Here is an 11949-nt window from a genome sequence, read left to right as displayed (position 1 = left end):
TCCGGAAGTCCGGAGTGCGGGGCCCTCGGCGTCACCGACCCCGGGGGTCAGTGGAAGAAGTGCCGGGTGCCGGTGAGGTACATGGTCACGCCGGCCTTCTCGGCGGCGGCGATCACCTCTTCGTCGCGGATCGAACCGCCGGGCTGCACCACGGCCTTGACGCCCGCGGCGAGCAGGATCTCCAGGCCGTCGGCGAACGGGAAGAACGCGTCGGAGGCGGCGTAGGCGCCCCGGGCGCGCTCGCCGGCCCGCTCGACGGCGAGCTTGCAGGAGTCGACCCGGTTGACCTGGCCCATGCCGACGCCGACCGAGGCGCCGTCCTTGGCGAGCAGGATCGCGTTGGACTTGACGGCCCGGCAGGCCCGCCAGGCGAAGGACAGCTCGGCCAGCTCGTCGGCGGACAGCGCCTCGCCGGTGGCCAGCGCCCAGGTGGACGGGTCGTCGCCGGCCGCGTCGACCCGGTCGACCTGCTGGAGCAGCAGGCCGCCGGAGATCCGGCGGGACTCCAGCGCGTCGGCGGGGGCCCCGGGGGCGCGCAGCACCCGGAGGTTCTTCTTCTTGGCCAGCACCTCCAGGGCGCCGTCCTCGTAGCCGGGGGCGACGACGACCTCGGTGAAGATCGGGGCGATCTGCTCGGCCAGCTCGACGGTGACCGGGCGGTTGACGGCGATCACGCCGCCGTACGCGGAGACCGGGTCGCAGGCGTGGGCCTTGCGGTGCGCCTCGGCGACGTCCGCGCCGGTGCCGATGCCGCACGGGTTGGCGTGCTTGATGATGGCGACGGCGGGGCCCTCGTGGTCGTACGCGGCGCGGCGGGCCGCGTCGGTGTCCACGTAGTTGTTGTAGGACATCTCCTTGCCCTGCAGCTGCTCGGCGCCCGCCAGGCCGCCGCCCGCGGCGGAGCCGCTGATGGACGCCGTGTCGATGTAGAGGGCGGCCTGCTGGTGCGGGTTCTCGCCGTAGCGCAGGACGTTGCCCAGCTCCCAGGTGGAGCCCAGGAAGGTCGGGAACGCGGCCTCGGACTCGGTGTAGCCCGACTCCTCGAACCAGCCCGCCACGGCGACGTCGTACGCGGCGGTGTGCGCGAACGCGGCGGCGGCCAGGCGCTTGCGGGTCAGCAGGTCGAAGCCGCCGCCCCGGACGGCGGTCAGCACGTCCGCGTAGCGGGCCGGGTCGACCACGACGGCCACCGAGGGGTGGTTCTTCGCGGCGGCGCGGACCATGGACGGGCCGCCGATGTCGATCTGCTCGACGCACTCGTCCGGGGTGGCGCCGGAGGCGACGGTGGCGGTGAACGGGTACAGGTTCACCACGACCAGGTCGAACGGCTCGACGCCCAGCTCGGCGAGCTGCGCGCGGTGCGACTCCAGGCGCAGGTCGGCCAGCACGCCGGCGTGCACGCGCGGGTGCAGGGTCTTGACCCGGCCGTCCAGGCACTCGGGGAAGCCGGTCAGCTCGGAGACCTCGGTGACCGGGACGCCCGCCGCGGCGATCTTCCCGGCGGTGGAGCCGGTGGAGACGATGGAGACCCCGGCGGCGTGCAGCCCCTGGGCCAGCTCCTCCAGCCCGGTCTTGTCGTAGACGCTGATCAGCGCGCGCCGGATCGGGCGCACGTTCTCGGAGACGGGCTTGTTGGCGGAGGAGGCGGCGCTCATGCCGGGATCCATACCTTTCGGTCTTCGATGCGGTGTCCTTCGCGGGCCAGCCGGCCCACGACCTCGACGAGCAGCTTGCGCTCGACAGTCTTGATGCGCTCGTGCAGCGCCTCGCCGCCGTCGGCGTGGTCGGCGTCCTCGACCTCCACCACGCCCTGGGCGATGATCGGCCCGGTGTCGACCCCGCCGTCCACCAGGTGCACGGTGCAGCCGGTGACCTTCACCCCGTACGCCAGCGCGTCGGGGACGCCGTGCGCCCCCGGGAAGGCGGGCAGCAGCGCGGGGTGGGTGTTGACGGTGCGCCCGGCGAAGGCACCGACGAAGGCGGGGCCGAGGATCTTCATGAACCCGGCGGTGACCACCAGGTCGGGCTCGTGCGCGGCGACGGCGGCGGTCAGCGCGGCGTCCCAGGCGGCCCGGTCGGCGTGGTCCTTGATCCGCTCGACGAAGACCGGGATGCCGGCCTTCTCGGCCCGCTCGATGCCGGCGATGCCGTCGCGGTCGGCGCCCACCGCGACGATCTCGGCGCCCCAGGCGGGGTCGGCGGCGGCGTCGATCAGCGCCTGCAGGTTGGTGCCGGAGCCGGAGACCAGCACCACCAGCCGGGCCGGTCCGGGGGTACGGGGCGGGAACACTTGGGCGTCAGCGGCAGCCACGGCGCGATTCTCCGTACGTCGGGTGTCGCCCGCTGGTACGTCCACCGTCGGTGGGGCCACTACGGGCGGCGGCAGGTCGGGAGCCGGCGGCGGATCCGCCGGGGGCCGCGGCGCTGCGGGGGCCCGAGGAACCGTTGGGGGCTGCCGACCGTCACCACGATAACGGCTGGTGGGAGGCCACCCGTAACCAGCAGTCCACGCTACGCGCGTAGTTGAGACGGGGATCTCCCGGCCGGACCCCGCCGCCGGGCACCGATCCGACAGGGTGCCGTACGGCCGGGAACCGGCTGGGGGATCATTGACCCGGGCCGCCCACTCCCCCACCGACGGGGCGGGCCATCCGACGAGCAGAAACGGCCGAGACCATGAGCAGCGGCGAGGACAGCGGCGAGCGCAACCCCTTCGCGCCCCCTCCGCCCGGCGCGCCCGACCAGCCCTGGCGTCCCCGCACCCCGCGACCGCCCGCGACCGGGCAGCAGCCGGACGGACAGCCGGAGGAGGACCACACCCAGCCCCCGCCGTGGGGCCGGCGCCCCGAGCCCGGTCCGCAGCAGCCCTCGCCGCCCAAGCTGGATCCGGCCGACCCCGCCCACCGCACCGCCCGCAACGCCCTGCTCTCCGGCTTCGCCGCCCTGCTCGCGGTGCTGTTCGGCCTGTACTGGCTGGCCTTCCCGCTCTCCCTGCTCGCCGTCTGGTACGCCGTCGCCGTGCTGCGCATCCCCGCCGAACCCACCGCCGACCCGTTCTCCCCCCGTCCGGTCCGCCCCCAGGTCCCCGCCGCACTCAGCGCCCTGCTGACCGGCGGCCTCGCCCTGGTGGTCTCGCTGGGCGTCTTCGGCATGCAGTTCACCTACCGCGACTACCTGGGCTGCCGGGAGAACTCGGTCACCCAGGAGGCCGCGCGCAGCTGCGCCCAGGAGTACGACGTCCCGGCCTGGCTGAGCAACCTGTACGAGGTCGCGGACGAGTAGCCGTCCCGACCCCCCGACAGCAGAGCCCCCGGCGGGATGCCGGGGGCTCGACGCTTCTTCAGGGGCGGCGGGGGTCAGGCACCGGGGAAGAGCCCGCTGCCGGCGGCGTCCGCGAAGGCGCGCCAGGAGGAGGCGGGGAGGGTGAGGTACGAGCCCTCGGGGTCCTTGCTGTCACGGACCAGCACCACGTCGTGGGACTCCGCGTAGGAGGTGCTGATCTCCACGCACTCGCCTGCACCGTCCGAGTAACTGGACTTGTACCAGCTGGACTTGGCCTGCTTATCAACGGGGAGCATGTTGCATAGATCCTTCCGGGCCTTGCTGAGCAGCGCGAGGGAGTCAGCCGGGGGGAGTGCTTCGACCTGCAGTCGATGATAGTCATCCAACCAACCCTCCACGGTTTCGCTCTCGTACTCGACGTAGCCCCTTTCGTGCGTCTCCGTATAGCCCACCACCGACCCGTCGACCATCGTCAGGAACTTGATCGGATGCGAAAGCGGACGCTTCGCCCCACGGTCGAACGGCATGACCTGAAGTGCGACATTGGGGCGCGCGGCCAGCTCTGCCAGCCATGACAGTTGACGCGCGGTCACCTCGGGAGACCCGACCACGGTACGAATACAGCTCTCGTCAAGCACCAGGTGCAGTTCCGGCGGGTTCGGCGACCGCAGTACCGCATGCCTGCCGAGCAGCACGCCGATTTGCTCCTCAGCCTGTTCGGGCGTCACCGCGCCCCGTTCCACGTAGCCGCTCTGCAACGCCCTTGCGTACTCCTCGGTCTGGGCGATTCCGGGCGGAAGTCCGATATCCCAGGCCCGAATGCGACGGGCCGTGGCCTCAAGCCCCACGTACTCCGGGAATCCGCCCCGGAAAGAGGTGTGGTCGATCATCCACCACATGCCCTCCAGCGCCCCCGCCGCGCCCAGCACCCGGTCCGCTCCTCGGATGAACTCGAGCGGCGGGCGGCGGCCCCCGTTCTCGATGATCGAGACGTACGCACCCGTGTAGTTGACCAGCTTCCCCAACTCGCCCTGGGTGAGCCCCTGGTGGCGGCGGCGTTCGCGCAACTGCCATCCGAGCGCGGCGAGCGGGGATGACGAGGGATCAAGTTTGTTGATGCGCACGCGTGTTCCACCCCAGTGAAAACAGCCAAGTGTTGACCAGAAGTCCTTCCGATCGTAGCCACCCTTGCCGATCCTGGTGACACATTGCCGAAGGATCGGAGCACAGAGTGAGCGCGCAGGACGTACCCGTGGACCCCGGCGTGCCGTCGCGCGCCCCCTACCGACCTGCGGTGATCGGGCAGTTGGTGATCGACCTGAAGTCCGGCGGGCTCGTCCGGTACATGGGCGAGTGGTGCGGGCTGATGTGGGTCCGACCGGTCGGGGGCGGGACGGAAGTACCCGTGCACCCGGGCGGGTTGGCACCTGCGCCGGACAGCGGTCGGTCCAATTCGATTTAACGAGCGTTGGAATCAATTGCGCGGCCCGGCGGTCGAGCCCGGTCGCGGAGGGAGTGGAAACGCGTCGGCACAACAGGCACAACAGGCACAACAGGCACAACAGGCGCTGGGGGCCGAGGACGCCGCCGCGCGGGCCCGGCGGATCGAGTCCGCGTTGCGGGAGTTGCTGGGGCGGCAGCCGTTGGTCGAGGAGCTCAGGGGCGGCGGGTTCCGGATCACCACCCGGGTGGTGGAGCAGCCGGACGCGGAGGTCGCGGAGGCGGTGTTCCGGGCGCTCCGGGGAGCCGACCGGTTCGGGCACACCAGGGGGGACCGCTGGGAGAGCCTGTGGGCCGAGGTCGACGGGCCCGAGGTGGAGCCCAGGTTCCCGACGGCGGTGGGCGGATGATCCCGGTGGAGTACTACCCGGAGGGGCTCCCGGGGCTGGACTGGCACGCGGTCGGTGACGACGAGGACGGCGTGGTGGTGGCGACTTCGTACCGGGGGGTGGCCCTCGCGCGGGCCACCGACCGGAACACCGTGCTGTTCCTCAACCCGGACGAGTGGGCCGACCTGCGGGACGCCGTCAAGCAGGGGCACTGCGACCACCTGCTGGGCGACCGCACGCTGTGCGCCGATCCCGACCCCCGGAATCCGATGCCCCCGGGCGCCCGGCGCGCTCAGCCCCGGGCGGCCGGCTCCTCGGGGGCTGGGGTGACGAAGCCGGACTCGTAGGCGGCGATCACCGCCTGGGTGCGGTCCCGGGCGCCGAGCTTGCCGAGCACCGCGCTGACGTGCGTCTTCACGGTCTGCACGCCCAGGTGCAGCTGTTCGCCGATCTCCGCGTTGGACAGGCCCCGGGCCATCAGGCGCAGCACCTCGCCCTCCCGCCCGGTCAGCCCCGCCCGGGCCACCGCGCCGCCGCCGTCGGCGCGGTCGGCCCGGGCGGCGGCGAGCCGGCGGATCGCGGCCGGGAACAGCAGGGTCTCCCCCGCCGCGGCCAGCCGCACCGCCTGGACGACCTCGGCGGGGCGGGAGCGCTTGAGCAGGAAGCCGTCGGCGCCCGCGCGCAGCGCCTCGTACACGTAGTCGTCGGCCTCGAAGGTGGTCACCACCAGGATCTTCGGCGGCCGGTCGGTGCCGCGCAGGATCGCCCGGGTCGCGGCCAGCCCGTCCAGGCCGGGCATCCGCACGTCCATCAGCACCACGTCGGGGCGCAGCGAGCGGACCAGCCCGAGCGCCTCGGCGCCGTCGGCGGCCTCGCCGACCACCTCCAGGTCGGGCTGGGCGTCCAGGACGGCGCGCAGGCCGAAGCGGATCAGTTCCTCGTCGTCCACCAGCAGCACCTTGATCACGCTCACCGCTCCAACCGTAGCGGCAGCCGCACCCGCAGCAGCCAGTCCGCGCCGTCCGGGCCGGTCTCGCACTCGCCGCCGAGCAGCACCGCGCGCTCCCGCACCCCGCGCAGGCCCTTTCCGCCGCCCTTGCGCGAACTCCCGCCGCCGGCGAGCGCGTTGCGGCAGGACAGTTCCAACGCGCCGTCCCTCGAAGCCGCCCGGACCCGGATCGGCGTGCCGGGCGCGTGCCGCAGCGCGTTGGTGACGCCCTCCTGGAGGATCCGGTACGCCTCTCGGGACAGCACTCCGGGCAACTCCCGTGCCTCGACGTCGAGTCGGGCGTCGACTTCGCTGCCGGCGGCCGTCGCGGCGGCGAACAGCTCGGCGGCCCGGTCCAGCCCCGGCTGCTCGGTGACGACGGTCTCCGGGGTCTCCCGCAGCAGCACCAGCATCCGTTCCAGGTCGTCCAGCGCCCGGCGGCCGGTGGTCTCGATCGCCTCCAACGCCCGCTCCCGGAATGCCGGGTCGGCCACCTCGCGGGCCGCGCCCGCCTGCACGACCGTGACCGTCAGCGCGTGCCCGATCGAGTCGTGCAGCTCCCGGGCCAGCCGGTTGCGTGCGAGCAGGCGCTCCGCGCGGGCCTCGGCGGCGGCCAGCCGCTCGGCCCCGGACGGGCCCAACAGCCGTACGGCGAGCGCGAGTTGCAGGCGTCCGGCGTACACCACCAGCCACAGCAGGGCGAAAGCCACCGGTGGCGCGAGCAGCGGCACGCCCACCGCCGTCCGGACGGCCGCCACCGCCGCCGTCCCGAGCAGCACCCCCAGCCCGACCCGGGCCACCAGCCAGCACGCCGTCCGCCCCCGGTCCGCCCAGCCCGCCGACGGCGCGACCCCGATCTCCTCCTCGCGCGCGGGCCCCAGCAGCAGCCGCGCCTGCACCCCCTCCCCGCGCCGCACCCCGGGCACCAGCGCCGCCAGGCACAGCAGCGGCACGTCCAACGCCACCGACCACGCCACCGCCCGCCCGGTCGACACCCCCTCCGTCCCCGGGTACACCAGCAGCACCACTCCGGCGAACACCAGCCCGATCGTCAGGTGCACCCAGCGGGTGTACGTGACGGGGCGCAGCAGCGGGGTGAACATCCACCCATCCTCCCCCACCCCGCCCGTCCGCCTCCTCCCTCCCGGGAGGGAGGCGGACCCCTCGCGGGCGGGATCCGGTCGCCCCGGCCCGGGCGGTTGACTCGGAACCGGCAACCGGCAGAGGGGAGTTCCCGTGATCGAGATCCGCGACCTGACCAAGGCGTACGGCGGGCGGAGGGCCGTGGACGGCCTGACGTTCCGGGTCGAGCCGGGGCGGGTGACCGGGTTCCTGGGGCCGAACGGGGCGGGCAAGTCGACGACGCTGCGGATGGTGCTGGGGCTGGACCGGCCGACGTCCGGCACGGCGCTGGTGGACGGGCGGCCGTACGCCGCGCTCGACCGTCCGCTGTGCCGGGTCGGCGCGCTGCTGGACGCGCAGGCGCTGCACCCGGGCCGGACCGCCGCCGGGCACCTGCGGTGGATCGCCGCCTCGCACGGCCTGCCCGCCCGCCGGGTCGGGGAGGTGCTGACCCTGGTCGGCCTCGCCGAGGTCGCCGGCCACCGGATCCGGACGTTCTCGCTGGGCATGCGCCAGCGCCTGGGCGTCGCGGCGGCCCTGCTCGGCGACCCGGCCGCGCTGCTGCTGGACGAGCCGGTGAACGGCCTGGACGCGGAGGGCATCCGGTGGATCCGGGAGCTGCTGCGCCGGCTCGCGGGCGAGGGCCGGGCGGTGCTGGTGTCCTCGCACCTGATGGCGGAGATGGCGGTGACCGCCGACCACCTGGTGGTGATCGGCCGGGGCCGGCTGCTCGCCGACGCCTCCACCGCCGACTTCCTGGCCCGGCACGGCCGCCGCCGGGTCCGGGTCCGCGCCGTCGACCCGGCCGCGCTGGCCGCCCTGCTCGCCACCGCCCACCCGGACGCGGTGCCCTGCGGCGACGGCGCGTTCGACGTCCCGGACGCCGACCCCGGCCGGCTGGGCGCGCTGGCCGCCGAGCACCGGGTGGTGCTGATCGAACTGTCCGTCGCCCACGACTCCCTGGAGGAGGCCTTCATGCGGATGACCTCGGACGCCGTCGAGTACCGGGCGGTGACGGCATGAACGCCCGCGCGGACACCCGGACGCACCCGCTGCGCGCCGAGTGGGCGAAGTTCACCACGCTGCGCCCGCTGTGGACGGTCCCGTTCCTCGCGGTGGCGCTCAGCGCCGGCATCACGGCGGCGGTCCAGGCCGCGTACGGGAACAGCGACACCTCGCTGACCGAGGACCCGATGGAGGGCCTGTACTACGGGCTGAACTTCGGCCAGGTCGCGGTCGCCTGCCTGGGCATCCTGCTGGTCGGCCAGGAGTACGCCTCGGGGACGCTCGCCACCTCGCTCGCCGCCGTCCCCGACCGGCTGCGCTTCTACCGGGCCAAGCTGCTGCTCGGCGCCGGTCTCGGCCTGGCCGTCGGCCTGGTCACCGTCGGCTGCCAACTCGCCGCGACCGCCGCCACGGTGGGCCTGGACCCGTCCGACCCCGGCACCGCGCGGGCCCTCGTCGCCGGGGTGCTCTACCACCCGCTGCTGCTCGTGCTGTGCCTGGCGCTCACCACCGTCCTGCGCAACCAGACGGCCGCCCTGGGGCTGCTCTCCCCCGCGGTCTTCCTCGGCACCACCGCCCTGGCCGCCGTCCCGGGCGTCCGCGAGGCCGCCCGGTTCCTCCCCGACCGCGCCGGCCAGTACGCCCTCCGCCTCGCCGACACCCCCGGCACCCCCTACGGCCACACCACCGGCCTCCTCCTGATGGCCGCCTGGACCCTGGCGGCGGCCTGGGCGGGGCTGCGCACCCTCCGGCGCGAGGACGCGTAGCCGCGCGCCGAACCGGGCGACGCCGGGGGCGAGGGGAACCGCGCGAGCGACCGGGCGCCCACCGCGAAGCGCTACGCGGCGAGGCGGCACACCAGCCGGTACGCCCCGATCCGGGCGCGGACCACCGGCCCCGCGCCGTCGCCCCGGCGGCCGAGCCACCAGCGCCACAGCAGCGCGCCGGGCAGCGCGAGGGCGAGCAGCCAGGCGGCCTGGGCCAGGGCGAACCGCCAGGGGACCGGACCGAGTTCGGACATCCTGCCGGGGGCGAGGGCGCCGCCGGCGAGGTGGGCGGCGAGGAGGGCGGGCAGGGCGGCCGCGAGGGCGGTCGCGGCGGCGACCGTCGCGGTCTGGGCGGAGGTCCAGCGGGCGGCCGCGCGGCCGATCAGCAGGGCGGCGGCGACCGTCGCGGCGGCGCTCGCCGCGCAGGCCAGCAGGTGCCAGTCGGGGCCGCGGTCGGCGGGGAGCAGGGCGAGCAGCGGGAAGTCCGGGGCCGGGCCGAGCCGGGTGCCGAGCGGTCCGGCGTGGCTGCCGGCGCCGACCTCGAAGCCCGCGCCGAGCGCGTAGCTCGCGGACCAGACCAGCGCGTTGGGCACCAGCGCCAGGCAGGCCAGCAGCATGCCGAGCCAGTCGGCCGCGCCGTCGCCGAGCCGTTGCGCGTGCTGTCCGGCGGAGCCGAGCAGCACCGCGACCGCGAGCACCACCCCGGCGCCGGCGGTCAGCGCGAGCAGCCAGCCGGCCAGTGCCCGCCCGACGGCCGCCGGGGCGCCGTCCGGCCAGAGCGCGGGCGGCAGCGGCAGCCGGGGCAGCACGGCCGGCCGGCCGAGTCCGGTCCACAGGCCGCGGCCGAGCGCGGCGGCGGTGAGCAGGGCGACGGCGACGAGGTCGGGGACGGCCCGGGAGCGCAGCAGGGCCTGCGGGTCGGCGCACTGGGCGACGGCGACGGCCGCGACCAGCAGGTACCCGGCGTACACCGCGAGCGGGGAGCGCCAGCGCACCCATCCGCGCCCCCGGGCGCGCCGGGCCTGGCGGCATCCGGCGCGCGAGAGCAGCACGGCGGTGACGACGGTGAGCAGCAGCGGCGCCACGGTCACCGGCGCGGCGCCGGGGCCCCGGACCAGGGGGGCGCCGTGGCCGAGCAGCCAGAGCCCGAACGCGGCCCGGGCCGCGTCCCGCGCCGTGTCGTCACCGTACGGGGCGAGCACCCACAGGCCGAACACCGGGACGGCGACCACGGACAGGGTGAGCAGCGCGGTGCGGACGCCGGCGAGCAGGTCGGAGAGGGTGGAGCGGCTGTCCAAGTCGCTCGGCAGGCCCAGGATCGGACGGCCCATCAACTGCGTCATGGCCCTCATGCTGCCAAGGCCACCCGTTGAGGGGTGTCAACGGGCGAACCTTCGCCGTGTCCCGGATTATCTGTACATGTGCCTTTTTCCGGGACGGACCTGCCACGGAGGAGATCGGTGACCTCGCCCTCGACCGCCGAACCGGAACGCACCGCCGGCACCTCGCCCCGGGCCCGCGAGGACGCCGAACTCCTGCTGCGCCGCCTCGCCCCGCGCGAGGCCCGGGCGCTGGCCCGGCTGGCGGCCGGCGACGACCTGCGCGCCACCGCCCGGCACCTGGGCGTGGCCCCGGGCACCGCCCGCACCCACCTCAACCGGGCGATCCGCAAGCTCGGCGTCCGCAACCGCGAGGAGGCCGTGGCCCTGCTCGCCACGCTCGCCCCCGGAGCGCTCGAAGCACTCGTGGCGCCCGAATCGTCCGGGGCGTCCGGGGCGCCCGCCGCTCCGCCTGAGCCCGAAGCCGAGCCCGCGACCGCGCCCGTCGAGTTCGTCGGCCCCCCGCTCCCCCCGGCCGAGCCCGGCCCCGGCGAGCCCGGCCTCGCCGCTCCCGCCCCTGCCCCGGCCGACTTCGGGGAGTTCGCCGCGCTGGTGCACGCCCGGCTGGTGCAGCAGACCTTCCTGCTGACCGGCCACCGCCACCGCGCCGCGCACTGCGTGCACCTGGCGCTGGGGTCGGCGGCCCGGCGGTGGGCGGAGGTGGCGGCCGGTCCGGACCCGGAGGGACGGGTGCGCCGGGAGGCGTTCGACCTGGCGCTGTCCCCGTGGCACCGGGGCGGCCCGCGGCGGGCGCACCTGCTGCGGTGGCCGCGGCGGCGGATCGTGGTCGACCCGGCGGGCGCACCGGAGCCGCCCGAGCCGCCGCAGAAGCTGACCCGGCAGGACCGGGCGCTGGTGAAGGCGCTGCTGCGGCTGTCGCGGCCGCGGCGGCGGGCGCTGGTGCTGCACGACACGCTGGGCCTGTCGGCGGAGCGGGTCGCGGTGGAGGTGGAGTCGAGCACGGCGGCGGCCGGGAGCCGGGTGCGTTCGGCGCGGGCCGAACTGGCCCGGGAGGTGCCGGCGCTGGTCGGCGCGGACCCGGAGGACCCGGAGTTCGCGGAGCGGCTGTCGGCCCTGCTGCACCGGGCGGCGGTGCACGGCTGCCCGGGCCCGCGGCTGCCGTCCACGGCGCGGCTGGTCGCGGACAGCCGGCTGCACACGGGGCTGGTGACGGGCGCGGCGGCGGCGCTGACCGTAGCGGTGGGCGGGGTGATCGTGGCGGCCCTGCTGGGGGTGGGCCCGTCGGAGCCGGCGCCGCCGGAGCCGGTCCGCGAGACGGCCTGCGTCCCGTCCGGTCCGGCCGGTCCGGACGGCGCGGGCCCGGTCGCCCCGGACCGCTCGCCGGGGCTGCGGTCGCCGTGGTGCAGCCTGACGCCCGGCGTCCCGGCCCGGCTGGTCGGCCCGCCCGGACAGCTGCCGCCGCCGCTGGAGCGGCCCGCCCCGAACGCGCCGGGCGCCGACCCGCTGTCCGCCGGCCCGCTGTCCGCCGGCCCGCTCGCCCCGCCGCCGGAGCGCCACCCGCTGCCGCCGCCGGCCGCCCCGTGCGGCCCGGTCTGCGCCCCGTAACGACGGCCGCG

General features: G+C 75.7%; 12 protein-coding genes. 6 read left to right on the top strand and 6 right to left on the bottom strand.

All coding sequences use genetic code 11. The features are described 5' to 3' along the window. Nucleotides 1–47: 47 nt before the first annotated feature. Entirely contained in the window at nt 48–1655 is a 1608-nt protein-coding gene (purH, locus tag OO48_RS06420; protein ID WP_051731803.1) for a bifunctional phosphoribosylaminoimidazolecarboxamide formyltransferase/IMP cyclohydrolase, read from the bottom strand. Continuing rightward, a complete protein-coding gene (gene purN / locus OO48_RS06415) occupies nt 1652–2311 on the bottom strand; it encodes a phosphoribosylglycinamide formyltransferase (RefSeq protein WP_245194532.1) in 660 nt (219 codons plus the stop codon). The genes purH and purN overlap by 4 nt, the downstream gene beginning before the upstream one ends. Nucleotides 2312–2676: 365 nt before the next feature. Between purN and OO48_RS40565 the strand changes: the two genes are divergently transcribed. Then, nucleotides 2677–3282, top strand: coding sequence for a hypothetical protein (locus tag OO48_RS40565; RefSeq protein ID WP_051731802.1), 606 nt, complete (start codon nt 2677–2679; stop codon nt 3280–3282). Nucleotides 3283–3356: 74 nt separating this feature from the next. Here the strand turns inward: OO48_RS40565 and OO48_RS06405 are convergent, their stop codons facing one another. After that, a complete protein-coding gene (locus OO48_RS06405; RefSeq protein WP_051731801.1) occupies nt 3357–4406 on the bottom strand; it encodes a Scr1 family TA system antitoxin-like transcriptional regulator in 1050 nt (349 codons plus the stop codon). Nucleotides 4407–4898: 492 nt separating this feature from the next. On the opposite strand from OO48_RS06405, the gene OO48_RS06395 reads away from it, so the two are divergent. Further along, the gene (locus tag OO48_RS06395) at nt 4899–5132 is read left to right on the top strand and encodes a hypothetical protein (RefSeq protein WP_033213379.1); all 234 of its coding nucleotides are present in this window, start codon (nt 4899–4901) and stop codon (nt 5130–5132) included. Then, the gene (locus OO48_RS06390) at nt 5129–5458 is read left to right on the top strand and encodes a hypothetical protein (protein ID WP_033213378.1); all 330 of its coding nucleotides are present in this window, start codon (nt 5129–5131) and stop codon (nt 5456–5458) included. The genes OO48_RS06395 and OO48_RS06390 overlap by 4 nt, the downstream gene beginning before the upstream one ends. Here the strand turns inward: OO48_RS06390 and OO48_RS06385 are convergent. Next, entirely contained in the window at nt 5404–6084 is a 681-nt protein-coding gene (locus OO48_RS06385; RefSeq protein WP_209439443.1) for a response regulator transcription factor, read from the bottom strand. The two genes, OO48_RS06390 and OO48_RS06385, sit on opposite strands and share 55 nt — an antisense overlap. Then, nucleotides 6081–7202 (bottom strand): sensor histidine kinase, encoded by a 1122-nt coding sequence (locus tag OO48_RS06380; protein ID WP_033213376.1) that lies wholly within the window; start codon nt 7200–7202, stop codon nt 6081–6083. The genes OO48_RS06385 and OO48_RS06380 overlap by 4 nt, the downstream gene beginning before the upstream one ends. Before the next feature lie 133 nt (nt 7203–7335). On the opposite strand from OO48_RS06380, the gene OO48_RS06375 reads away from it, so the two are divergent. Both OO48_RS06375 and OO48_RS06370 read left to right on the top strand, forming a co-directional pair. Then, nucleotides 7336–8244, top strand: coding sequence for an ABC transporter ATP-binding protein (locus OO48_RS06375; RefSeq protein WP_033213375.1), 909 nt, complete (start codon nt 7336–7338; stop codon nt 8242–8244). Then, complete coding sequence (locus OO48_RS06370) at nt 8241–8993, top strand: ABC transporter permease (protein WP_033213374.1); 753 nt, start codon at nt 8241–8243, stop codon at nt 8991–8993. Before OO48_RS06375 ends, OO48_RS06370 begins: the two co-directional genes overlap by 4 nt. Nucleotides 8994–9064: 71 nt before the next feature. On the opposite strand, the gene OO48_RS06365 is transcribed toward OO48_RS06370, so the two are convergent. Then, a complete protein-coding gene (locus OO48_RS06365) occupies nt 9065–10336 on the bottom strand; it encodes a cell division protein PerM (RefSeq protein ID WP_051731800.1) in 1272 nt (423 codons plus the stop codon). Nucleotides 10337–10453: 117 nt separating this feature from the next. Between OO48_RS06365 and OO48_RS34910 the strand changes: the two genes are divergently transcribed. After that, nucleotides 10454–11938: a LuxR C-terminal-related transcriptional regulator gene (locus tag OO48_RS34910; protein ID WP_051731799.1), complete on the top strand. Its 1485-nt coding sequence runs from the start codon at nt 10454–10456 to the stop codon at nt 11936–11938. Nucleotides 11939–11949 lie beyond the last annotated feature (11 nt).

It is taken from the genome of Kitasatospora phosalacinea, from assembly GCF_000716545.1.
Taxonomy (GTDB): domain Bacteria; phylum Actinomycetota; class Actinomycetes; order Streptomycetales; family Streptomycetaceae; genus Kitasatospora; species Kitasatospora phosalacinea.
Note: the sequence above shows the minus strand (reverse complement) of the source record. Positions and strands in the feature narration are given on the sequence as shown.

What these genes read in the sequence shown, in the direction of transcription:
- OO48_RS06390 (WP_033213378.1), top strand. Translation starts at nt 5,129, where the DNA reads ATGATCCCGGTGGAGTACTACCCGGAGGGGCTCCCGGGGCTGGACTGG.
- OO48_RS06380 (WP_033213376.1), bottom strand. Translation starts at nt 7,202, where the DNA reads ATGTTCACCCCGCTGCTGCGCCCCGTCACGTACACCCGCTGGGTGCAC.
- purH (WP_051731803.1), bottom strand. Translation starts at nt 1,655, where the DNA reads ATGAGCGCCGCCTCCTCCGCCAACAAGCCCGTCTCCGAGAACGTGCGC.
- OO48_RS06365 (WP_051731800.1), bottom strand. Translation starts at nt 10,336, where the DNA reads ATGACGCAGTTGATGGGCCGTCCGATCCTGGGCCTGCCGAGCGACTTG.
- OO48_RS06370 (WP_033213374.1), top strand. Translation starts at nt 8,241, where the DNA reads ATGAACGCCCGCGCGGACACCCGGACGCACCCGCTGCGCGCCGAGTGG.
- OO48_RS40565 (WP_051731802.1), top strand. Translation starts at nt 2,677, where the DNA reads ATGAGCAGCGGCGAGGACAGCGGCGAGCGCAACCCCTTCGCGCCCCCT.